Genomic DNA, 21044 nt, shown 5'->3' with positions numbered 1-21044 from the left:
TGATCGGGGTGATAAATTTCGTTATTATCGTTCTATACCCCAATTAAACCAATATCTTCTCGTCAGTCAAGGGGAGATACTAATAGAATCCTATAGCAAAACCTCAGAGAATAATTGGTTACTGCAAGAATACACCCCAGCTAGGGGAATTATATCCCTAGATTCTTTAGGAATTAGCTTAAATCTTGCCGATATTTACGAAGGAATTGATTTTAATCTCAACTCCTAACTTTAGCTATCTTTTAAGAAGACGTACTAAAAATAATTTTACCATCTTTTACCGCCACTAAACGCAAAGTTAAGGGGCCAGCCGTATTAGTTTTACTAGCAGCAATTGCCTCAAGTGTCTCGATAGCATTACCCGACTTTTTCACTTGACCAATAAAGTTAACTACCGTAGTTAATAACCCATCTTCCACTTGAATTGATCCTAAAACTCCCGCACTTCTAGCGCGAAATTGAGCCGAAGCTAAGAGTAAATCTAAACGCTTTTGTAGGTCTTCTTCCGTCATATTTTGGGGATCAATGGAAACGGCAGCGATTACCTGTTTCTCCTCAAAAACTCTTTGATTGGGAACCACATCAGCAAAGACACGAATCTCGCTTTCTCCTAAGACATAATTACCTGCCGAAAGAATTCTCACCACATATTCTTTACCGTCCTGTAATTGTTGACTTAACTGTTCTACCTGTGCTTTTGTGATCTTAACTAAACGCTGGTCAAAATTAGGCTGATTTGGTTGGGTGGCACGGATAGCATTTATATTCGCTTCTCGCAATAACTTATCAATAACAGCGACAATAGCTTGGGGATCAACAATACGAAAAGCTCCAAAAGATAACACCTGTCCGCGGAAAATAGCGATTTGTTTTTCCCGCAATTCTTGATAGGTTTGATAGTATTGTTCTAAAACTTCCACTTCCCGCTTAAGAAAAGCCATTTGGGTTTCTAAATCTTTTAATTTTCCCTCGCGCTGTTCCAAAGCCAAATTTTTATCCACAATCGATCGATCGAGTTCTCCAATACGTTGATCCCGGCGATCAATTTCTAGCTGTAGGGTTTTTTGTTGGGTTTCCAACTGTTGAAGTCGCGCTTGTCTGGTTGTTAATAATTTTTGTTGATTAGCCAACTCTTTATCTCTAACTTGAACGGTGGTTTGTAGTTGATTTATCTGACTAGAAAGAATTGATTTTTGTTGGGACAATTGATCCCGTTGACTGCTTAACTGTGCCTTTTGATTAGTTAAAATAACTCGTTCATTATTTAAATTAGCCACTTCCTTGCGGAACTTTTCCAACTGTCCCGAAACTAATCGCAAACGTTGACGAGAAGCTTGATAATTTTTATTAAGAACCTCTAGACGTTTCTGCACGGCTATCTGTTCACTTTTAGCCGTTTTTAACGCCTTTTCCACTCGATTTTTTTGTTCGGTGGTTTTTCTTACCTGACTTTCCAAATCCTTAATAGCGGCACGACGTTCATTTAAAAGGCGATCCAGTTCAAAAACCCCTTGACGCAGGGATTTACTAGAAGCAAACAAGACAATTAAAGTCGAGCCGGCGATAAAAATTCCCGTTACAATCGTCATTAAAGTTGCGGTTTGTTTCGGACGCAGATTAAATAAGCGCATCCTTTTCTTACCGATACGGCTCCCTATGCGATCGCCAATCACCGCTATCAGACCACCTAAAACCACGATGGCCAAAACCAAAATATAAGCGCTAGTCATCCAGAATTTAAGTAAATTGTTGACTGAGAGCGACGGGATTATGGACGGTAATTTTCTTCTTGTAAATTGAGACCATTTCTTGATCCCGCAGCTCTCCCAATAAACGGGTGACAGTGACGCGGGTAGAACCGATCGCTTCTGCGATCGCTTGGTGAGACAATTTTAGATCCACCCGGATGCCATCGGTGGTGGGAACCCCAAAATCACGACAGAGAATCAATAAAAAACTGACCAAACGGGAACCCATATCCCGGTGAGCCAAGGTTTCGATCATCATTTCCGTTTGCAGAATCCGCGAGGACAACCCCTGCAGCATCAACATTGATAAATCGGGATTATTGCGGAGGGATCTTTCTACCTGATCGATCGGGGCCGAGAGTAATTCTACCGGAGTAAAAGCCACGGCATGATAAAAACGATCCGATCGCTGGCCGGTGAGTAAGGATAGCACACCAAAGACGCTATTTTCCCGCAGTAGAGCCACGGTAATTTCCTCTCCCGCTTCATAGACTCGCGACAACTTAACGGCTCCTTTCAGCAAAAAATAGACTCTTTCGGCGGGATCTCCAGGGAAAAAGATCGTTTTGCCACGCTCGAACAATTCCACCACCGGGGGGAAATTGCCGCTGCCGATTCGACGGAACACATCTGCTAGGGGTTTATCTTGTATTAGGGATAAGTCCATCTCACATCCAAAAAAGGGGAAAATTGTTTTTATTATGCAACGAGTGTCACCTCTATTAAACACAACCGCTGCCTAAACTGGGAAAAGTTTTGGGCGCTTTTTGCCAGACAATGGGGGAGGGGTGATCATTGCTGCCCCGTTATCTGTATCCCTATTATACCGAATCTCGCTGGGGTCGGCTATTGGGGAGATTTTTGTAAGAGAAACGAGAACTATGTTAGATTTAACGGGAAAAAACGCCCTAGTGACGGGAATTGCCAATAATCGCTCGATCGCTTGGGGAATTGCCCAACAACTCCATCAAGCTGGTGCAAATATCGGTGTCACCTATCTCCCCGACGAAAAGGGCCGTTTTGAGAAAAAAGTGCGAGAATTGGCCGATGAACTTAATCCCGCTTTTTATGTCCCCTGCGATGTCCAAAATGACCAACAGGTAGAAGATACTTTCGCTACAGTGGCGGAAAAATGGGGTAAACTGGATATTTTGATTCACTGTCTCGCTTTTGCCGATAAAGAGGGTTTAACGGGCGATTTTACCGCCATCCCTCGGGAAGCTTTCACTAAATCCCTAGATGTTAGCACTTTTTCCCTAACCCGTCTAGCTCGATCGGCTAAACCTTTGATGACGGAAGGGGGAAGTATTATCACTCTTACCTATCTCGGTGGTGTCAAGGTAATTCCTAACTATAATTTAATGGGGGTGGCAAAAGCCGGTTTAGAAATGAGTGTTCGCTATTTAGCCGCCGAATTAGGTGGCCAAAAGATCCGAGTTAATGGTATTTCCGCCGGTCCAATTCGCACCTTAGCATCTTCGGCCGTGGGGGGAATTCTTGATATGATCCATCATGTGGAAGAAATCGCTCCTTTACATCGCACGGTGACACAAATTGAGGTGGGAAATACGGCCGCTTTTTTAGCCAGTGATCTTGCTAGTGGTATTACCGGTCAGATTATTTATGTAGATTCCGGTTACGAAATTATGGGAATGTAGTTTTATTCAGTTATTAGTTATTAGTTATTAGTGTCACGAGGTTCTGAAGGGGGATTTTTGACTTCTTTGGGGTTAATTGCGATCGGACTGAAGGTTCGTTTAGTTTTTTAACAATTTATTCCCTATTTTCAAGCAATTTCTCAATTATGCGGTGAGAAATGCGAAAATTAGTCTGTTGTAGTCGGGCTATAGTATCTGAAAGCTCGATTAAGCCTCGGCTTGATGCGTCGTCTAAAATTCCGAGAGTGCCAATAATAGGAATTCCCCGCTCGCTGGCAATTCGCCGCCCCAAGCGTTCATCGATAATCAGCAAATCGGCGGGTAAGGTTTGAGCGAGGGTGATAGCGGCCTGTTCTCCGGGGTCGAGAATATTTAGGGTTTCATCAATCGTTTGAACAGCCTCAATGATAAGCCAAGAGGGTGGATTGGCGATCCATTGCTGAAGAATGGCCGGTGCATCTGCATCAAGCATTTCACCGCGAACCACATCGGGAATGATAATCTGTCCAAATAAGCGGGGGAATAGGTCGATCTGGTCAATGAGCAGTAAATAGTTGATAGGTGAGGTATCAGAAACGACTATCATAAAAGACTATGATCGTGTTTGTTGCGAAGTTGCTGAAGAGTCTTGCGATCGCTGTCTAGATCGACTTCATTGTAATGTAAATCGGCATCATGGTTTTTCAAAAAAGCATCCACCACCCAACGAGAAGATAGACCTAAAATACTTCCGACCTCGGCACTGGTGATTTTTTCCGCTCGGTAGGCCTGCACCACCAAAGCCTCTAAAATTTCACGGGTAAGATTATTGTAGTTGTAATGTTGAAGCAATTCATCGGGAATATCGATAGTAATTTTCATGATTTAGCTTCCTTTTTTTTGGGGTTTACTGATAATGTTTATAGAACTTAGGTTGAGTTAAAGCATGAAACCCAACGCCTATTCTACACCTTCTCAACAGGATTTAGTATAACTTTTGGATATGGATAAAGCTGGCATTTCTATTACTTCGCTTCAAATAATTTACAAATCTCTTTAATAGAAATATAGATACCGAGAACAGCAGCTAACAAAAGAAGGATTTGACTATCCGAGCCAAGGCAATTCTGAAAATTTTCATCAGTTAACACTTTATGGACGACCTTAGACATTGCCAATACAGCCGATAAACTTAACCCAGAAACAAAAAGAATTTCTAGATAAGATTTATTGTTTCCCCGTCGCTGCCGTCTTCTTGTAACCACTGCCACGCTTGCGGTAATGACCAAGGTTCCGATTAACAAAAGAAAGTTTTCAATGTTAACAATCTTCATCAAAAATTTATGCTGATTTTGCTTTCCTAAAGGTAATATACCATCCGCAGCCAGCCGCTAATATCGCACCAATAACCGCGCCATAAACTCCCGCAATCGATCCCCCTAAAGCTGCACCTCCCACCGTTACCACCATCAGGCGATCGGCTTTATCCCAAAATCGAGGGGAATCAGCACCCTCGTGATCAAGGGGGATCCCCCCGCCTGTCGGCACCCCCCTTATCAAGGGGGGCAGGGGGGATCGGGCTAATTTTTGGGCAGTTTTTACCCAATCTTGGCTAGGAATAACATCATTAATAAATAGGGCCTCGAAATCTAAACTATCGGGAAAAGTGACGCTTAAACTTTTGGTGCGTTCTTGGTTAGCATAGGCTGCGTCTAACTCTTCGATCGCTTTTTTATAAGCTTTTTCTAGGGGGGGAAAATCCTTGACAAGTTGCCGCAATTGTGTTGCTGCCTGGGGTTGTTCTTCCCTTAATAATCGTTCAATTTCTTTGAGCGATCGCTGTAGATATTCTGGCAAGGGTTCAGTCTGCTGTGCGAGGGCGATTAGCAGCGCTTCAAGATCGATAATTGTTTTGGGAATTTCCATAAGTTAGTCCTGTCCAGTCAGGGTATAGGCTGCCCAATGGTAAGGATCACTATATTCTGTTAGTTGATCTAGCCCTATTGTACTGCCTTCCTTCAAAGTATTCGCCGCCCTCACCTCCAGTCGATCGACCCCTTCCCTTAGGTCGGGAAGTTGTCCAAGTTGCTCGATCCAGTTAGCTAGTTGCTGCCAAGTGATATTTTTTAACCAATTTTGTGTATTTTTCAGAGCTAGGGCCGGGGATTCACCCGCTAATAATCTTTGATAGAAGTTAATCATAAACCAAGCACTAGAAATCTCCTTCACCGGCCAGAGGGTACTGACCACATTAGTCGCACCCGCTGCCCGGAAAGCACTGACGAGGCCGACGTATTCGGTGGTAATGCCATCCTTGCCGGTGAGAGCGGTTTCACAGGCAGCCAGACAGACGAGACGGTAACTAGAGAGGTTGAGCTTGTTGATATCCCGGACAGTTAATAAACCATCGCTAAGGGCGATCGCAGACTCCTGGGGACGAAAAGAGTCATAAAAGCCGTGACCAGTGAAATGAAAGGTTTTATGGGCATTTTCGAGGGCTTTGCGGACGTTTTCGCGTGATGCCTTTTTCGGGCTAATTCTCTGGCTCGGTTGCACGATATGGCTAATAATCGCTGATTCCAGTTGGGCTAAATCCATGGGTTTTTGTTCCGTTTTGGGGTCTTCGACGCTGAGGAGGGGAGAATAGGAGAAATCGCCGGACTGGGGACGCAAACCGACCTGAGCAGAGGGGAGATAGGTGGCGGTGTATTTTTCGGGGAAGAGGGTATGTAGGGGGAAGCGGTGCAGATCCCGGTGGGGGATGAGAATCAGGGAATCAACGGAAACCGGCAAAGGTTCGAGAATTTTATCGATCTGTAAAATCCGCTTTAATTGGGCAAAACGGCTGTTAAGTGACAATCTCCAGGGGTGATTTTGTTTATTATCCGTTTCTTTTTTACTGGCATAGTCAAGGTATTGTTTATCCCATTCGGTTAACCAAGTCCGAAACTGTCGCGCTGGTTGACGGCGTTGTTCTGGCTCGACAATGACCGGATCAGCCTCTGGGGTGATAATAAAGGTGGTGAGATTGTCCTCGCTGAGATACCAGTAAATAATCGCCTTATTCGGACTGGTCAGGCTTTGGATAGTGGCATAATCGGGACTGGTGGGGTTTTCTTGCCAACTATCGAGAATCCAAGTCAAACAACGATTTTTATAAAATTCTGCCTGTTCAATTGCGTCTAGAGGATGATTTTCCTCGATCAGTAAATCGATTTCTAGGTGACTAAAACTGCTGAATTTTGCCTCAAAAGCCGGTTTATCGCGTTTCTGGGCGCGTAGTCTGGTGAAAAGGTGGCGCCCCTGTTGTTGATAGAATCGCGCTTCAGGGATTTCCTGTAGGGAAAGATGAGCGCGGATCAATCCTTGCAGAATTTCTAAATGATCTTCGGGGAAGTCTTTTTCGCTGAGAATCGGTAAAGCGATTTGATAATGTCGGATTGCTTCGCGCCAATAGGGACTAGCATTCTCTTTATATCGGGAATGTTCCAGATAAGCTTCCCCTAGATAGCGATAAATTTGCCCCCACGGAGGCGATCCTTGAATGAGGTGGGGAAGTGCCTCCCGGAGGGCGAAAATATGGGGTTCTCGGTCATTAAGGGCTACTATCGGTTTACGGTAAATGAGAGCTTCTAGACTAGGAGTAGAAATGCGATTTTTACTCAGAGAACAAACGGCCCACCCTCGGTTGTTCCAAGCTTCATGGTAATCGGGTTTAATTTCTAAAGCTCGATCATAAGATGCGATCGCTTCTTCAAATCTGCCTAAATTACCTAACGCAACCCCTCGGTTGTACCAAGCTTCATGCTTATCGGGTTTAATTTCTAAAGCTCGATCATAAGATGCGATCGCTTCTTCATATCTGCCTAAATTATCTAACGCATTCCCTCGGTTGTGCCAAGCTTCATGGAAATCGGGTTTAATTTCTAAAGCTTGATCCCAGGATGCGATCGCTTGTTCAAATCTGCCTAAATTATTTAACACAACCCCTCGGTTGTACCAAGCTTCATGGTAATCGGGTTTAATTTCTAAAGCTCGATCGTAGGATGCGATCGCTTGTTCAAATCTGCCTAAATTATTTAACGCATCCCCTCGGTTGTACCAAGCATCAGGGTAATCGGGTTTAATTTCTAAAGCTCGATCCCAGGATGCGATCGCGTCTTCAAATCTGCCTAAATTATATAACGCAATCCCTCGGTTGTTCCAAGCTTCATGCAAATCGGGTTTAATTTCTAAAGCTCGATCGTAAGATGCGATCGCTTCTTCTAATATGCCTAAATTAACTAACGCAATCCCTCGGTTGTACCAAGCTTGATGGAAATCGGGTTTAATTTCTAAAGCTTGATCGTAAGATGCGATCGCTTGTTCAGATCTGCCTAAATTACCTAACGCAATCCCTCGGTAGTTCCAAGCTTCATGGAAATCGGGTTTAAATTCTAAAGCTTGATCGTAGGATGCGATCGCACCGATAAAATCCCCATTGATTACTTTCTGGTATCCTTGCTCAAACCAGAATTCGGCATCCTGAACCACTTCCGTTAAATCCGTCTCCTTTGAGTCTAGATTTTCCCCCTCCACACCGGAAACATCCCTCACCGCGTCGCGTAACTGGAGGCTAATCCGTTGGGACACTTCCCCCAGATTTCCCGTCATCACCTTCCCTAAAGCCGCCAGATCTCGCCCTAAAGTTTGATAATCTTCCGGATACCGTAGCCATTCCTCGCTTTTGACCTCTAACCACCGCGCCAGCTTTTTATCGTCACAATGGCGACTGTATAGCCATCCCCGTAACCCGCCGGTAGTGGTTCCCGCCGCCACCTGCTCGAATAACCCCATCAATATCCCTTCATATTCCCCATCGCTGGGTTCTGGAGGAGTATTTTTGACTTCTTTGGGGTTAATTGCCCTCGGACTGGCAATAAAGAGCGATTTTAGCCAATTCCAGAGCTTTTTTAGTAAGGATAGCATCGAAGAAAGGGGGAAAGGAAGATAAGAAAATTATATCTCTACTGCCGAAAGTCGTCCCTTTCGGGGTTCATACTCGTCCTAAAAGGGGAAATCAGCAATCAAACTTCTGAAAATACCCTAGCGATCGCTATCTTCCAGCGAGCGAGCCAATTCTAAGACCTGTTCGAGAGATAATCCCAGAGAAGCGGCGATTTCTTGGGGATTAACCCCCGCTCGCAATAATAAGGGAACAGAAGCCAATTTTCCGATGATTTCCCCTTCTTGACGACCTTCTTGGCGACCTTCTTGACGACCTTCTTGACGACCTTCTTGACGACCTTCTTGACGACCTTCTTGACGACCTTCTTGACGACCTTCCTCTAGGGCCTCCTGAAACACACGCGTCTGTCTTAACTCGCTTAAACTAAACATAGCTTCTATCTCCTTTCGATTAATCCGCGGCAACTTGTAAATCAAAATCGTCTCTATCAATTCTAAAAGTTCCTGTTGGCGATTTTCTACCCCCGTTTCCCTCACTCGCACGATTAACTCCCTTCCTTGGTTGATCACTTGCGCTTCGGGTAAGCTTACTAACTCTAGCGTCGCTAATCCGAGCGAATCTGGTGGAATATCAGCTAATTCATCGAGATAAATCCTTTGTACTCTTGTTTCTTGTAATAGCTCTCTATATCGCTCTATATTCTCCCTTTCCACCCTTCGATTCGGATAGATCACCACCCCGCGCCAATTGTTTTTTAACTGCGTCTGTTTGAGATAGAGAAAAATTTCGGCGAAAAAACGCGCATAAAACTCCGGATCATTCTGAAACTGAACTTCGGTAAAATAAATCGGTAAATCTTGCCGTTCTGGTAGAAAGACTCCATCGATGCGAAAAGATAGTTGTTTCACCTCTACGGAGGAAAATCGATAGAAATCGGCTAATTCCCTGGGAAAGTCGATTAACTCAAACAGAAGATCGGGAAAGGTTTGAAAAAGTCGGTAGAAAATCGTGTCGGTTTTCATGAGTTCAATCTATCCCTCTGGTGCGTCGCTGGCTTCTGGAGGAGTATTTTTGACTTTTTTGGGGTTAATTGCCCTCGGACTGCCAATAAAGAGCGATTTTAGCCAATTCCATCGCTTTTTTAGTAAGGATAGCATCGAAGAAAGGGGGAAAGGAAGATAAGGAAATTATATCTCTACTGCCGAAAGTCGCCCCTTTCGGGGTTCATACTCGTCCTCTAATAGCCAATTTTCCGCTTCCTCGACTTGTTTGTTCATCTCATGCCAGAAACAAATTCTTGTAAAGTAATTCCAGCAGTACGAATAAGACTACGAAGCGTACCTTTAGCCACTTCACGATGATCAGGAACAGAGAGTGTTACCTGTTCACCCTCCTTAACCATAATGATATGGCTTGCACTTTGACGCGCAACTTGCCAGCCAAAGGTTTCAAATATTCGGACTACTTCACGTCCGCTGAGAACAGGAAGAGCAGAGGACATGATTAGGCCATTACCTCTACTTGACAAGTTTCAATCGTGAGCGGTAGTCCACGTTCTGCACGAACTTCAAGGCAAGCGATAATCGCATCTCTGATATTTTCTAGAGCTTCTGCTCTCGTTTGACCTTGGCTGACACAACCCGGAATACTGGGGCATTCTACAACCCAAACCCCATCCTCGTCACGGTCAAGTGTTACAGTCAACTTCATAACTTCTCACTATAATCTCCCAGCTTATATTTTACCTATTAGGGCCTAAGTCGGTTAAGCGGCGATCGCTAATTCTTGCTAAACAGCATACAGAATCAGGGTTTTGAAGAAAAGCGGCAAGGAGATAAGAAAATTATATCTCTACTGCCGAAAGTCGTCCCTCTACCGGTTCAAATTCGTCCTCTAATAGCCAATTTTCCGCTTCCTCGTAACTCGCACGGCTCTCTTCTTCTTTGTCTGATCAGTTTAACTGAATGTAGTGATCGATCTTTGTGTCCTTTGTGCCTCTGTGGTTCCTTCCACTCTTCTTTGTCTGATCAGTTTAACTGAATGTAGTGATCGATCTTTGTGTCCTTTGTGCCTCTGTGGTTCCTTCCACTCCCTCGCCAGCAGGACTGTATCTTAGAATACATTTTAACCAGCAAACCTAAGAGAGCCTTCGCACCGGTGAATACCACATAGGGGTTTTCTGCATCGATCTAATTTTTTCTAGAATGGGGAGAAAAGTAATTGCCATCGATCCATGATTCAGAGTATCTCGTCCTCTTGGTTGTCTGAGTATTCCTCGGCAGTTGCCGCAGGAATTTGCGCTATTTTAGTCTTTTTTGGTTGGTTATGCCTACACCTTAATCTGATCGGCCCGGCTTTTATCCTACTAGCGATCGCCTATGTGGTGGGAGGATACGAGAGTACCCAAGCAGGATTGACGACTTTATGGGAGGAAAAAGAACTAGATGTGGACCTGTTAATGATTGTAGCGGCCTTGGGGGCGGCGATTTTGGGACTCTGGGACAGTAATTACTATCTCATCATCGATGGAGCCGTTTTAATCCTGATTTTCGCCATTAGTGGTGCTTTAGAACAGATTGCCATGGCGAAAACCGATCGCAATATTCGTTCTCTCATGGCGATGACTCCCGATACTGCTAGATTAATCACGGGAGACAGGGAAAAAGAGGTTCCTATCAAGCAATTACGGATCGGTGATACAGTTTTAGTCAAACCGGGTGAATTAATCCCCATTGACGGCATTATTATGGAGGGAAACAGTCCCATTAATCAAGCGCCAATTACTGGAGAATCCCTTCCCGTGGATAAAACAATCGGTGAAGAAGTCTTTGCGGGAACTCTCAACGGTGCGGGAGTGCTACGTTTAAAGGTGGAAACTCTCCCCGAAAGTCGCTTAATTGAGAGGGTGATTCGTTTGGTAGAAAAAGCGCAAAATGAATCCCCTCCCTCCCAAGAGTTTATCGAAGGTTTCGAGCGGGGTTATGCGAAAATTATCGTGATTTTGGGCTTAATTTTCGGGATTTTACCGCCTTTTTTCTGGGGTTGGACATGGGAAACCACTATCTATCGGGCCTTAATTTTTCTCGTGGTGGCTTCTCCCTGTGCTTTAATGGCCTCAATTATGCCAGCTTTGTTATCGGGTATCGCTAACGGGGCAAAACAGGGGATTTTATTCAAAAATGGCGCAAGATTGGAGATGATCGGCCGCATACGAGCGATTGCTTTTGATAAAACCGGCACTCTCACCCTTGGTAAGTTGCAAGTGGTGGAAATTATCCCTATCCATGCAGTCAGCGAAAATGAGGTGTTAGCGGTGGCTGCATCCCTAGAATCCTGTTCCGAACATCCCATCGGATCCGCTATTACCGCCACAGCCAGGGAACGTGGTATAAATTTCTTCAGTGCTAATCAGGTGCAAGCGGTATCAGGACGGGGTATCACGGGAAAAATTGCCGATAAGTCGGTATCTGTGGGCAATTTTGCCTATATTCGTGACCATATTACTGATCTTGACCAGAATATTTTAGCTATCCGCGAACGTTTACAAAAAGAAGGTAAAACCCTCGTCTGGGTAGTACAAGAGAATCAGATACTTGGTGCGATCGCTGTGGCCGATAGCCTGCGGGAATCGGCAGTTAATCTGGTGAAGCAGCTAAAAAAGATCGGTATCGAACATATCGTTTTAATTACGGGTGATAATCAACAAAGTGCCGATAAAGTCGCTGAAAAACTCGGTATTGAGGAGGTTTACGCTGATTTACTGCCCGAAGATAAGTTAACCGTTATCCAAAATCTGCAAGAAAAATATCACACTGTCGCTATGGTGGGGGATGGCATTAATGACGCGCCCGCTTTAGCTATGGCTAATGTGGGGATTGCCATGGGAAAAGCTGGTAGTGATGTGGCCTTGGAAACGGCCGATATTATCCTTATGTCCGATAATTTAGCCAAAATTCCCAGCGCGATTAACCTTGGTCGTCGTGCCAATCGCATCGTTAAACAGAATATCACCTTCGCCCTCGCGTTTATCGGCATATTGCTAATAGCCAATTTTGCCGGTGATATAACTTTACCTCTTGGTGTCATCGGTCATGAAGGATCGACGGTATTAGTGACTCTAAGCGGTTTAAGATTGTTCAAATAGGGATAAAAATACAGAGAACTATGGGCGAAATCCAGGCAATCCGAGGCACAAAAGATATTTTACCGGCGGAGGTCGGTTACTGGCAGTGGTTAGAGGAAACTGCCAGCAGAATTTTAGGGACTGCGCTGTATCAAGAGATACGAACTCCTATTTTTGAACAGACGCAACTTTTTGAACGGGGTATCGGGGAAGCGACGGACGTGGTGGGTAAAGAAATGTACACTTTCTTTGATCGCGGTCAACGTTCCCTGACTTTGCGACCGGAGGGAACGGCTGGGGTCGTTCGCGCCTATATTGAACACAAATTACAGGCCGCTGGAGGAGTACAAAGACTCTGGTATAAGGGGCCGATGTTTCGTTATGAACGTCCGCAAGCGGGTAGGCAGCGACAGTTTCATCAAATTGGGGTCGAATTGTTGGGAAGTGATGACCCTAGGGCGGATGTGGAAGTAATTACCCTTGCCAGCGAGATATTAAAAGCTGTGGGGCTAGAAAACCTAAAATTAGACCTTAATTCCCTGGGAAATGCCCAAGATAGGCAAAATTATCGTCAGGCCCTGCTAGATTATTTGACTCCCTACAAAGCTGATTTAGACGCGGATTCTCAACAGAGATTAGAAAAAAATCCCCTGCGAATTTTGGATAGTAAGGACGATAAAACCAAGATTATCTGTAAGAATGCCCCCAGTATTCTTGAACATATCGGCAGTGATTCTCAAAAGCATTTTGAACGGGTGCAATCTTTACTAACCGATTTGGGAGTTATCTATAATCTTAATCCCTGTTTAGTGCGAGGATTGGACTATTACACCCATACGGCCTTTGAAATTCAGTCCGATGATTTAGGCGCTCAAGCCACGGTTTGCGGTGGTGGTCGTTATGATGGTTTAATAGCTCAATTAGGCGGACCAGACACACCAGCAGTGGGTTGGGCAATCGGTTTAGAACGTCTGATTATATTATTACAACAAAAGCAATCTTTATCTTTTTTGGTTCCCGATTTTTATCTCGTCTCCAAAGGAGAAAAAGCTGAGGCCCGCAGTGCGGTGTTAGCGCAACAATTACGCGGATTGGGGTTTAGCGTCGAGTTAGACTTAAGCGGCAGCGCTTTCGGGAAACAATTTAAACGGGCCGATCGAGCTAAGGCCGTGGGCTGTATAATTTTGGGGGATGCTGAGGCTGAAAATGGCACGGTACAACTGAAATGGATGGCCACCCAAGAACAAATTAGTCTAACCCAAGCGGATTTATTGACACAAGCAGGGGAATTAAAAGCGCAAATCTCCCGGCACAAATCCTAAGTTTTAGCGTCATGGGCAAACATTAGGCTCTCTTATTCTTTGTGTCCTTTGTGGTTAGTTCCACTCGCTGGGTGCATCTCATTTTTGTAAATCTACTAAGTTGGGATTTTTACGGGGAAACCCTCTGCTAAAATCGGACGTTGTTTCTGATTTTACCACTCAATCCAGGCTTTTGGGGGGTAGAACCCCCCAACCCCCCCGTTGGGGGCGTGGCGCCGCCCCCAAACCCCCCGCGCATTAGTTTTTCGGTGGGATGCTTACACGCAGCTGCTGATACATTTGTCATCATCTAAGAGTCACTGATAATTGCTGATTGTCGGTATTCCTGCAAATGTGAGATGCAGCCCACTCGCTCGCTGGCGGGACTGTATCCTAGAATACATTTTACCCACCAAACCTAAGAGGCCAAACATCAGTCCTAGGCTAAGATTATGGAATTTATACTGCAAAAACAAGGGGAGAATCACGGACACACAATTTCTAATAATTCTCTAGAAATTGTCTCGGGAAACTATCGTCTTTTGGCCCGTCTGGATTCTCCTTTTGCTCATATTGAAGTGCGTATCGATTACGAATCTCCCCAAAGTAGCGAACGATATACCCATTATTATCGATCGGATGCCGGGGGTTGGCTAGAAATTTTTTCCTATCGAGATTTAGGAATAGGTAGCTGGAATATTCGCTGTTATGGGGATATTCTGGCAGAATTGGGGGGGCAAGGTTGGCAAGAAACCTTAACTTTAATTGTTACTCCTGTTAAGATCAATTATCTGGCTCAATTAGAACAGTTAATTAAAACCGAAATTGAACCTTTATTAGCACTAGAATCCTCTGCGGAGATGATAAAATTAGAATTTGCTGATTTAACCAATAATTCTGCCTTTGTTTTTGATTTATGCCTACCAGAGGAAACAATGACCGCTAGAGAAGGGGTAACTCTAGAACTGCCAGAACCTGCTAATATGAAAAAGAGCCTTCAAAGTTTATCTAATCGCAATTCTGCACCCCTACCCCCGAAAATATCCGGTTCTAATTCTCGCCGAAAATCACCGCAACTGCCCCCAATTCCTAAAAATAAATAACCTTTCGCAATTCTGCACCCCTACCTCCGAAAATATCTGGTTCTAATTATCTCAGGGACTTTTTCCCTGAAAATTAGATAATTGACCAGATGAAAATCGGTAAAACCCCACACCCCACACCCTACACCCTACACCCAGAAAAAACTTTTTCAGCAAACCCTATGTAATGATGAGGTGAGGCAGCAACTTAAACCTAAGATTTTTTCAAGAACTTCTGACGAACTCGCGAGATTAACAGGTCTAATTCTGGTAACTTCAATAACATCGCACCGAGGAGGAATAAACCCACCGCTAAGGTCGAAGCAAAACCCAACTGTAATAATTGTAGGAAAATATTACCAGCACCGAAAACCTTTTCCCAACCCCAACTAGCTCCCCAACTAGCAACACCAGAAAGCATTGTAATTACCGTTAATCCCAATAAGGATAAACCCCATTCTCCTAGAGGTAAACCCCCTAAACGACGATTTAAAATTACCGTAAAAATGCCCATAGAAATGATATTAACCCCCACGGTTGCTAAAACAATCCCCGGAGTACCAAAAGGTCTATACAAGAGGAAATCCAGCACACCATTGAGAAAAATATTCACCATACTCACCTTAAAGGGAGTGTCGCCATCACCCAAAGCATAGAACACTCGTACTAAAACATCGCGACCGAGATAGAAAAACATCCCGAAACCGTAGGCCATTAATACGGGAACCACCTGTTCCGAGGCAGCCAGATTAAAGGCACCCCGTTGATAGATAACTCGCACTACCGGGAAAGCGAGGGCGATAAAGATAGCCGTGAAGGGTAACATGGTTAAAGCCGTCAATAATAAACCCTGACGGATTCTTTGCTTCAATTCTCCCCAATTTTCTGGTTCCGTCAGTCGAGAAAATATCGGCATAAACGGCACGAGAATCATGTTAGACATGATGCCCAAGGGCGTGAGAACGATAAAACTGGCGTAACGCATGGATGCGGCGGCATTTTCGATAAAAGAAGCGAAAAAGAGGTCCGTATAAACGTTAATATGCAACATTCCCGAAGATAAGGTCGCCGGAATCATCACCCGCAACACCTCCGACACCCCCGGAATCCGCCAATCCCAACGAAATATTAATTTTCCTAAACCTGCCTTGACTTGTGCGCCCACTTGTGCTAACCATTGCCAGAGCGCCCCGACGAGAGTACCGCCGGCGAGGACAAAACCCCCCAGTTGAATATATTGCGGCTCATCAATGCGATCGCCAAGTGACCAGGCCAGCAAACCCACCCCGATAATCACCGCCACACTGGAAAAAAGCGGACTGAGACTCGGTAGCCAGTATTGGTCTGCCGCGTTGAGAGTACCGAAACCGATGCCGATTAAACCAGCTAAAACCGCCATGGGGGCCATAATTTGCAGTTGTTGAATGGCCATGCTGCGGGTGGCGGCATCTAAACCGGGAGCGAGAACATCGATAAAAATATTGGCAAAAACGATTAAAAAGACGGTGACAGCTAATAAAATCGCGCTGACTAGGGTGGTAATAGTCTCGACAATCGGCGCGGACTCGGATTTATCTCTTTTGGCCAAAACACTGACCAAAGCGCTATGAAAGGGGCCGTTAATGCCACCGAGGAGAATTAACAGAAAACCGGGGATAACGTAGGCAAAAGCGTAGGCGTTCACCACCGGCCCAACACCGTAGGCAGCGGCGATTACCTGTTCGCGGACTAAACCAAAAACCTTACTGATTAAGGTGGCAACGGCGACAATTCCGGCAATACCGGCTAAGGAACGGGTAGCTTTCTTAGTAATGACGACACCTCGAAAGAAAACAACTGCATTGATCGATTCTACCCGTTTCTGTGTTCCCGCAGAAAAGCGATCTCTAGTTGTCAAATTTAATTTGACTGGAATGTATAACACCCATTTCCCCCCAGACATCCGTATCATACCAAGAGCCAACCGAACCATAAATATCGCTCTTCTGGGACTTTCGGAAATCCCTGACCGAATCTAGATTCTGAAACCCTTGCTTGACAAGTAATCGCTAACTTTTTTTCTCATAAAAACTCAAATTTCGAGTTTCTGTTAGTTAGCGATAGCTTGAAGGCTTACCCCATAAGAGAGCTAGAGTTTAGAGACTGTAAGACTTTTGCCAGACTCCCTCCAAGAGCGATATTGATGGTTCTACTCTTGATCACGAAAATCGCCCGTTCAAGAAAACTTAACAATGCCCACCAGCGATCGCAGTTGCCAAGACTAAAGCGATCGCACTGGATGAAAGGGTTTCTTAGGCGATCAACAAAGGTTTAAGGATGCGAGAGATTGATGTTATATCATTTTTCAAAAGTGATGACAGACTTAGTTGATTATTCCAAAGCGCAATTCCGCTCTCGGACAGGAATTGCGCTTTTAGATGTTAGTCACGACTATTGAAAATTGGTATTATAATGTCTCCTGAATAGATATTAATTGAGGCTTTCGATAAAGAACGCATATAATAAGCCAATAAAAATAAAAAGGTGCGTTAATTGCACCCTACGCGATTGGCGAGCGCTCTGAAAGTCCTTATCGGTCTGATTGGCGTGCGACAATGATCGCTACAATTTCCGACTATAATAAAGAACCAGCAACTCTCAATGATTACGAATTTCACTGAATGCCAACGGTCATTAGAATTGGACATTTTCGGTTTCACTTCTATTCCGATGAAGGTTCCGAACCGCCACATATTCATGTACGTTCTCCTGATGGTGAATGTAAATTTTGGCTTGAACCGATAATCATTTTAGCTTCCAATCGTGGTATTCCTTCCCATGAGCTACGGGAAGTAGAGAGGCTAGTTTATAAAAATCAAGACCTTTTAAGGAGTGCTTATCGTGATTTCCACAAACATTAATCCTACAATGACTGTTGAGCCTGCCGCCATTCGAGCCTGGGCAGAAGAACGCATGATATACGTTGAACTCAGTGATGGACGTATTATTGGTTTTCCTGGCGATCGCTTCCGTATTTTGAAACAAGCAACGAATGAGCAATTGGCTGCAGTTAAGGTTGAAGTAAATGGCTATGCTCTACGGTGGGAAGAATTGGATGAGGATATTACCGTTCCGGGGATTGTCGCTGGTCATTTTCAGTTACCGCCTTTCTAATCTGTTTTGATAGTTCAAGCAACCGTAAGACGGATTTGCGTAGGTGATCGCGGTTTTAAAGTTTAATTAACAACAAGATTAACAAGAAGAGGGCGATCGCACTGACCTCCGACAAGATCGGCGATCGCCCTCAAGAATTGCACTAAAGTGTATCTCGGTATTCTTCAAGTAGGGCTAAAATATCTGCTAGTTGGTTTCTGTGGAAGTTGTTGGGGTTAAGTTGGAATCGGATGATTGCAGTACGGTATCGAGTTTCGATTCGAGTTCGGCGAGTTTCTCGTTCTGTTTTTTCAAGTCGGACAAGCCCCCGTAGGATTTGATCCAATGTAACAAGGCTGAAAGTAATCCCTGCGAAGAGAAGTCCGAACCATTGGGGGATGATAATTTGTTCGTTGCCGAGTTGGATTGAGTCATAGTTGAGGATTATTCCTGTTAAAAAGACGAATAGGGTGGTAAGGATACCGATAAAGGTCTGAAAATCAGGCATTAGATTTTTGTTGACTTAATTTCATTTTAGCATTAAGTTTTCAAGGCAAATTGTTTTGAAAAACGCCCCTTATCAACCATCAACAATAAAACCGCGACCGCAAAATTTTCTAAATTTTGCAATACTAAAAAATACTTGCCTTAGTCATCAACGTTTTTGACGGGTTACAGTATGCTAAACCATCCTATGGGATCAGCGATCGGAATGAGAAATGTTACAACTGCTTCACTCATAGCTTTAACTGATAGCTCGTAGACTATTTTCTATCCCTTGGGGTAACACGGCGATTGACGTTTCCAAGGCTAAAATAATTGCAGTTTTAAAGTTTAATTAACAAGAAGGCAGTGATCGCTCTGGATGAAAGTGTTTCTTAGGCGATCGCCAAAGGTTTAAGGATACGAGGGATTGATGTTAAAATGTCTTCAGAGGAAGGACTGATTGGGGCTTCTGATCAAGAGCAATTAGTTTATGCTTTGTCGCAAGGCTGAGTTGTTTTCACGTTTCATGTCTCTGATATTGGCAGCTGCGATCGCCAATGATTAAGTTTTGGTTTTTAAATTTAAGATCAGTTTTGGAGACATGAAGAAAATTTGGCAAGGTCTTTTTTCTGTAGTTATTTAGAGGTAGAGGTTGAATTAACCGATGAGCGAGAACAGCATATTATTGATCGCCATCCGGGTACATTACCCGATTATGAGGAGCAATTAGCCCAGACTTTAGCTGATCCAGATTTAATTCGTTCTAGCGATCGCGATGAAAAGGCGTTGTTATTTTCTAAGTGGTTTTCAACGATTCGGACGGGACGATTTTTAATTCTGGTGGTGGTTTCCCAAACTGCTCTTAGTCGTCATTGGATCGTGACTATATACACAGCCCGAAAAATTACAGGGGGAATAATGGTATGGAAAAAAATCTAACTTTTCGCTATGACCCGACGGGAGATATTCTTTATGTAGATGTCTGTTCTCCCTACGCAGATCAAGAGTCGGAGGAGATTGGGGATGAAATTGTCGCTCGTCTAAATCCGACTTCTGGGGAGATTGAGAATTTGGAGATTTTATTTTTCTCGAAACGCTGGAATCAATCCTTACCGTTACAATTGCCGATTGATGCTGCTTTTCGATTAGTGGGATAATGGGACGCACCCTACGCAATCGGCGATCGCACTGTTTTGACAGTTCAAGCAACGGCAAGATTGGTCGGCATGGCGTAACGTAATATTATAAAAATATGTCGTATTCAAGAGTAAAAAGACTTGTTAGATAGCATACTCAGTCTAAAAAAAATTGAATTTGATGAGTGAAGGTAAATTTTTAGCCTACATTAACATTAACAAGATACAAGAGGTTACTAATGACTCAAGCGATTCGCCAAACAATTTTTGTTCAATCGGATGGTCGTCTAGAAATTCAGTCAGATCAGCTTTTCCCTGGGAGAAAAGTAGAGGTCATTATTATTCTTGAAGATGACCCTGAAATTACATCAGCAGAAGCTTTAGAATTAAGAGATTGGAAAATTTAGCTGATCCGCAGGAATGGATAACTGGGGTTGAAGCAGAGGAAGAAATTGATGAGGATCAGTTAAGGGAATGGGTTAAAAGTTGTGGCTATTAAAAATCATTTAGAGTAACACGCTGATCGCCGCTTTATTTCTCCCTAATTTACTTAAACTTATGCAGATGCTTTCAGGGGGACGAGGGGGAGTTGATTGATAATAAATTCACCGAGTTGCACTTTTTTGCTGGCATTATCAATGTCTAAACCGACTAGGTTCCCTAATTCATCGTAATCGGCAACGACTCCTTCTGAAATTTCTTGGCTATCAACACTGGATTTGTCTGCAAGGTGGATATAAAGGGAGTCTGTTTCTGGGTAGTAGTTAATCTTCATGGTTTAAAGCTCCGGTCTGGAAAGGCGTTGTGGATAGTCAGCTTATCTTCTAGAGTAATGACTCTCAGGTATCGATCGCCAAATTCTTTTATCTGCGCCCAAAAGCGAAAACGATTATCTTCTTGAGGTTCACAGCGAATAGGGTTTTCGATAACGTAAATACACCATTCTTTTTTGAGGTAAGGGCGTTTTGTTAAAACATCATTTTCAAAATAGTTAGTAAATGTATATTGTAGCATAGAAATGGTTGTAGTCATTAAGGGAGACTTATTATCGTTGAATTAAAGCAAGGAACTTAGATATTTCTCTGGCTGAAAGTTTTTTGAACTGTCTAAGAAGTGTTACAACTGCTTCACTCATGGCTTCAACTGATCGCTTGTAGATGACTTTCTGTCCACTAGGGTAACACGGCGATCGCTCTTTCAAAAACCAAAATGATCGCGGTTTTAAAGTTTAATTAACAAGAAGATAGCGATCGCACTGGATGAAAGGGTTTCTAAGGCGATCGCCCTAAATACCACCTCTTAGCTCTTCCACCTGAGAGGGGGACAAGCGAGCTAGAAGGTAGATAGGGCAAGCGATATCGCTCTTTGTCCTTTGATGTAATCCTTCAACCGATAGCGGCTAATTTGCATTAGCTCTTCTATATTTTTTTGGAACATTTGATGTAGCTGGA

The 21044-nt window shown here is 43.9% G+C and carries 24 protein-coding genes and 1 pseudogene; 10 read left to right on the top strand and 15 right to left on the bottom strand.

Features of this window, described 5'->3' with window-relative positions:
- Window positions 1–229, top strand: a pseudogene (locus IM496_RS05735) (Uma2 family endonuclease); the annotation flags it as partial.
- 13 nt (window positions 230–242) lie between these two features.
- On the opposite strand, the gene IM496_RS05730 reads toward IM496_RS05735, so the two are convergent.
- Window positions 243–1730, bottom strand: a complete 1488-nt coding sequence (locus IM496_RS05730; protein WP_194017273.1) for a DUF3084 domain-containing protein — start codon at window positions 1728–1730, stop codon at window positions 243–245.
- A gap of 7 nt (window positions 1731–1737) precedes the next feature.
- The gene (gene ntcA, locus IM496_RS05725; protein WP_002793163.1) at window positions 1738–2415 is read right to left on the bottom strand and encodes a global nitrogen regulator NtcA; all 678 of its coding nucleotides are present in this window, start codon (window positions 2413–2415) and stop codon (window positions 1738–1740) included.
- 214 nt (window positions 2416–2629) lie between these two features.
- Here ntcA and fabI point away from each other — a divergent pair, with 214 nt between their 5' ends.
- The gene (fabI, locus tag IM496_RS05720; RefSeq protein WP_287661510.1) at window positions 2630–3406 is read left to right on the top strand and encodes an enoyl-ACP reductase FabI; all 777 of its coding nucleotides are present in this window, start codon (window positions 2630–2632) and stop codon (window positions 3404–3406) included.
- 115 nt (window positions 3407–3521) lie between these two features.
- On the opposite strand, the gene IM496_RS05715 is transcribed toward fabI, so the two are convergent.
- The 9 genes from IM496_RS05715 to IM496_RS05675 all read right to left on the bottom strand — a co-directional run bounded on the left by IM496_RS05715 (window position 3522) and on the right by IM496_RS05675 (window position 10043).
- Window positions 3522–3992 (bottom strand): PIN domain-containing protein, encoded by a 471-nt coding sequence (locus IM496_RS05715; RefSeq protein ID WP_002797557.1) that lies wholly within the window; start codon window positions 3990–3992, stop codon window positions 3522–3524.
- Entirely contained in the window at window positions 3989–4267 is a 279-nt protein-coding gene (locus tag IM496_RS05710) for a UPF0175 family protein (RefSeq protein ID WP_069475290.1), read from the bottom strand. The genes IM496_RS05715 and IM496_RS05710 overlap by 4 nt, the downstream gene beginning before the upstream one ends.
- 143 nt (window positions 4268–4410) lie before the next feature.
- Window positions 4411–4719 carry a hypothetical protein gene (locus IM496_RS05705; RefSeq protein WP_193978732.1) on the bottom strand — a complete coding sequence of 103 codons (309 nt, stop codon included), beginning with the start codon at window positions 4717–4719 and terminating at the stop codon, window positions 4411–4413.
- Window positions 4720–4726: 7 nt separating this feature from the next.
- On the bottom strand, window positions 4727–5311 hold the full coding sequence (locus IM496_RS05700) for a hypothetical protein (RefSeq protein ID WP_287661509.1): 585 nt from the start codon (window positions 5309–5311) through the stop codon (window positions 4727–4729).
- A 3-nt stretch (window positions 5312–5314) separates the two neighbouring features.
- Window positions 5315–8353 carry a CHAT domain-containing protein gene (locus IM496_RS05695; RefSeq protein WP_287661508.1) on the bottom strand — a complete coding sequence of 1013 codons (3039 nt, stop codon included), beginning with the start codon at window positions 8351–8353 and terminating at the stop codon, window positions 5315–5317.
- A gap of 117 nt (window positions 8354–8470) precedes the next feature.
- Entirely contained in the window at window positions 8471–9355 is an 885-nt protein-coding gene (locus tag IM496_RS05690; protein WP_287661507.1) for an Rpn family recombination-promoting nuclease/putative transposase, read from the bottom strand.
- A gap of 9 nt (window positions 9356–9364) precedes the next feature.
- Window positions 9365–9490, bottom strand: coding sequence for a hypothetical protein (locus IM496_RS05685; protein ID WP_268745002.1), 126 nt, complete (start codon window positions 9488–9490; stop codon window positions 9365–9367).
- A gap of 116 nt (window positions 9491–9606) precedes the next feature.
- Window positions 9607–9834, bottom strand: a complete 228-nt coding sequence (locus IM496_RS05680; protein ID WP_104398028.1) for a type II toxin-antitoxin system HicA family toxin — start codon at window positions 9832–9834, stop codon at window positions 9607–9609.
- A gap of 2 nt (window positions 9835–9836) precedes the next feature.
- On the bottom strand, window positions 9837–10043 hold the full coding sequence (locus tag IM496_RS05675) for a type II toxin-antitoxin system HicB family antitoxin (RefSeq protein WP_008198193.1): 207 nt from the start codon (window positions 10041–10043) through the stop codon (window positions 9837–9839).
- A gap of 523 nt (window positions 10044–10566) precedes the next feature.
- On the opposite strand from IM496_RS05675, the gene IM496_RS05670 reads away from it, so the two are divergent.
- The 3 genes from IM496_RS05670 to IM496_RS05660 all read left to right on the top strand — a co-directional run bounded on the left by IM496_RS05670 (window position 10567) and on the right by IM496_RS05660 (window position 14860).
- The gene (locus IM496_RS05670; RefSeq protein ID WP_287661506.1) at window positions 10567–12477 is read left to right on the top strand and encodes a heavy metal translocating P-type ATPase; all 1911 of its coding nucleotides are present in this window, start codon (window positions 10567–10569) and stop codon (window positions 12475–12477) included.
- Between the two features lie 20 nt (window positions 12478–12497).
- Window positions 12498–13778, top strand: coding sequence for a histidine--tRNA ligase (gene hisS / locus IM496_RS05665; protein ID WP_194017421.1), 1281 nt, complete (start codon window positions 12498–12500; stop codon window positions 13776–13778).
- A 431-nt stretch (window positions 13779–14209) separates the two neighbouring features.
- Window positions 14210–14860: a hypothetical protein gene (locus IM496_RS05660; protein ID WP_287661505.1), complete on the top strand. Its 651-nt coding sequence runs from the start codon at window positions 14210–14212 to the stop codon at window positions 14858–14860.
- A gap of 193 nt (window positions 14861–15053) precedes the next feature.
- On the opposite strand, the gene murJ is transcribed toward IM496_RS05660, so the two are convergent.
- On the bottom strand, window positions 15054–16781 hold the full coding sequence (gene murJ, locus IM496_RS05655) for a murein biosynthesis integral membrane protein MurJ (protein WP_194018047.1): 1728 nt from the start codon (window positions 16779–16781) through the stop codon (window positions 15054–15056).
- A gap of 718 nt (window positions 16782–17499) precedes the next feature.
- Between murJ and IM496_RS05650 the strand changes: the two genes are divergently transcribed.
- Both IM496_RS05650 and IM496_RS05645 read left to right on the top strand, forming a co-directional pair.
- Complete coding sequence (locus tag IM496_RS05650; protein ID WP_193959516.1) at window positions 17500–17739, top strand: DUF4160 domain-containing protein; 240 nt, start codon at window positions 17500–17502, stop codon at window positions 17737–17739.
- Between the two features lie 7 nt (window positions 17740–17746).
- Window positions 17747–17992, top strand: coding sequence for a DUF2442 domain-containing protein (locus IM496_RS05645; protein ID WP_043995636.1), 246 nt, complete (start codon window positions 17747–17749; stop codon window positions 17990–17992).
- Between the two features lie 142 nt (window positions 17993–18134).
- Here IM496_RS05645 and IM496_RS05640 read toward each other — a convergent pair whose 3' ends face one another.
- The gene (locus tag IM496_RS05640; RefSeq protein ID WP_043995635.1) at window positions 18135–18479 is read right to left on the bottom strand and encodes a hypothetical protein; all 345 of its coding nucleotides are present in this window, start codon (window positions 18477–18479) and stop codon (window positions 18135–18137) included.
- Window positions 18480–19069: 590 nt separating this feature from the next.
- Here IM496_RS05640 and IM496_RS05635 point away from each other — a divergent pair.
- The 3 genes from IM496_RS05635 (at window position 19070) to IM496_RS05625 (ending at window position 20000) form a co-directional block, all read left to right on the top strand.
- Window positions 19070–19396 (top strand): hypothetical protein, encoded by a 327-nt coding sequence (locus IM496_RS05635; RefSeq protein WP_194018349.1) that lies wholly within the window; start codon window positions 19070–19072, stop codon window positions 19394–19396.
- Window positions 19381–19614 (top strand): DUF2283 domain-containing protein, encoded by a 234-nt coding sequence (locus IM496_RS05630; protein ID WP_002769319.1) that lies wholly within the window; start codon window positions 19381–19383, stop codon window positions 19612–19614. Before IM496_RS05635 ends, IM496_RS05630 begins: the two co-directional genes overlap by 16 nt.
- A gap of 218 nt (window positions 19615–19832) precedes the next feature.
- Window positions 19833–20000: a hypothetical protein gene (locus IM496_RS05625; protein WP_228009879.1), complete on the top strand. Its 168-nt coding sequence runs from the start codon at window positions 19833–19835 to the stop codon at window positions 19998–20000.
- Window positions 20001–20149: 149 nt separating this feature from the next.
- Here IM496_RS05625 and IM496_RS05620 read toward each other — a convergent pair whose 3' ends face one another.
- A complete protein-coding gene (locus IM496_RS05620) occupies window positions 20150–20368 on the bottom strand; it encodes a DUF2283 domain-containing protein (protein ID WP_004163787.1) in 219 nt (72 codons plus the stop codon).
- The gene (locus IM496_RS05615; RefSeq protein WP_194018350.1) at window positions 20365–20607 is read right to left on the bottom strand and encodes a hypothetical protein; all 243 of its coding nucleotides are present in this window, start codon (window positions 20605–20607) and stop codon (window positions 20365–20367) included. The genes IM496_RS05620 and IM496_RS05615 overlap by 4 nt, the downstream gene beginning before the upstream one ends.
- Between the last annotated feature and the right edge of the window lie 437 nt (window positions 20608–21044).

The organism is Microcystis sp. M049S2 (assembly GCF_020245625.1).
Taxonomy (GTDB): Bacteria; Cyanobacteriota; Cyanobacteriia; order Cyanobacteriales; family Microcystaceae; genus Microcystis; species Microcystis ichthyoblabe_A.
This window is presented reverse-complemented; position numbering and strand designations above follow the sequence as displayed.

What these genes read in the sequence shown, in the direction of transcription:
- IM496_RS05705 (WP_193978732.1), bottom strand. Translation starts at nt 4,719, where the DNA reads ATGAAGATTGTTAACATTGAAAACTTTCTTTTGTTAATCGGAACCTTG.
- IM496_RS05675 (WP_008198193.1), bottom strand. Translation starts at nt 10,043, where the DNA reads ATGAAGTTGACTGTAACACTTGACCGTGACGAGGATGGGGTTTGGGTT.
- IM496_RS05615 (WP_194018350.1), bottom strand. Translation starts at nt 20,607, where the DNA reads ATGCTACAATATACATTTACTAACTATTTTGAAAATGATGTTTTAACA.
- IM496_RS05620 (WP_004163787.1), bottom strand. Translation starts at nt 20,368, where the DNA reads ATGAAGATTAACTACTACCCAGAAACAGACTCCCTTTATATCCACCTT.
- IM496_RS05650 (WP_193959516.1), top strand. Translation starts at nt 17,500, where the DNA reads ATGCCAACGGTCATTAGAATTGGACATTTTCGGTTTCACTTCTATTCC.
- IM496_RS05640 (WP_043995635.1), bottom strand. Translation starts at nt 18,479, where the DNA reads ATGCCTGATTTTCAGACCTTTATCGGTATCCTTACCACCCTATTCGTC.
- IM496_RS05700 (WP_287661509.1), bottom strand. Translation starts at nt 5,311, where the DNA reads ATGGAAATTCCCAAAACAATTATCGATCTTGAAGCGCTGCTAATCGCC.
- IM496_RS05715 (WP_002797557.1), bottom strand. Translation starts at nt 3,992, where the DNA reads ATGATAGTCGTTTCTGATACCTCACCTATCAACTATTTACTGCTCATT.
- hisS (WP_194017421.1), top strand. Translation starts at nt 12,498, where the DNA reads ATGGGCGAAATCCAGGCAATCCGAGGCACAAAAGATATTTTACCGGCG.
- IM496_RS05685 (WP_268745002.1), bottom strand. Translation starts at nt 9,490, where the DNA reads ATGCTATCCTTACTAAAAAAGCGATGGAATTGGCTAAAATCGCTCTTT.
- IM496_RS05695 (WP_287661508.1), bottom strand. Translation starts at nt 8,353, where the DNA reads ATGCTATCCTTACTAAAAAAGCTCTGGAATTGGCTAAAATCGCTCTTT.
- fabI (WP_287661510.1), top strand. Translation starts at nt 2,630, where the DNA reads ATGTTAGATTTAACGGGAAAAAACGCCCTAGTGACGGGAATTGCCAAT.
- IM496_RS05630 (WP_002769319.1), top strand. Translation starts at nt 19,381, where the DNA reads ATGGAAAAAAATCTAACTTTTCGCTATGACCCGACGGGAGATATTCTT.
- IM496_RS05710 (WP_069475290.1), bottom strand. Translation starts at nt 4,267, where the DNA reads ATGAAAATTACTATCGATATTCCCGATGAATTGCTTCAACATTACAAC.
- ntcA (WP_002793163.1), bottom strand. Translation starts at nt 2,415, where the DNA reads ATGGACTTATCCCTAATACAAGATAAACCCCTAGCAGATGTGTTCCGT.
- IM496_RS05670 (WP_287661506.1), top strand. Translation starts at nt 10,567, where the DNA reads ATGATTCAGAGTATCTCGTCCTCTTGGTTGTCTGAGTATTCCTCGGCA.
- IM496_RS05730 (WP_194017273.1), bottom strand. Translation starts at nt 1,730, where the DNA reads ATGACTAGCGCTTATATTTTGGTTTTGGCCATCGTGGTTTTAGGTGGT.
- IM496_RS05645 (WP_043995636.1), top strand. Translation starts at nt 17,747, where the DNA reads ATGACTGTTGAGCCTGCCGCCATTCGAGCCTGGGCAGAAGAACGCATG.
- IM496_RS05625 (WP_228009879.1), top strand. Translation starts at nt 19,833, where the DNA reads ATGACTCAAGCGATTCGCCAAACAATTTTTGTTCAATCGGATGGTCGT.
- murJ (WP_194018047.1), bottom strand. Translation starts at nt 16,781, where the DNA reads ATGTCTGGGGGGAAATGGGTGTTATACATTCCAGTCAAATTAAATTTG.
- IM496_RS05690 (WP_287661507.1), bottom strand. Translation starts at nt 9,355, where the DNA reads ATGAAAACCGACACGATTTTCTACCGACTTTTTCAAACCTTTCCCGAT.
- IM496_RS05680 (WP_104398028.1), bottom strand. Translation starts at nt 9,834, where the DNA reads ATGTCCTCTGCTCTTCCTGTTCTCAGCGGACGTGAAGTAGTCCGAATA.
- IM496_RS05660 (WP_287661505.1), top strand. Translation starts at nt 14,210, where the DNA reads ATGGAATTTATACTGCAAAAACAAGGGGAGAATCACGGACACACAATT.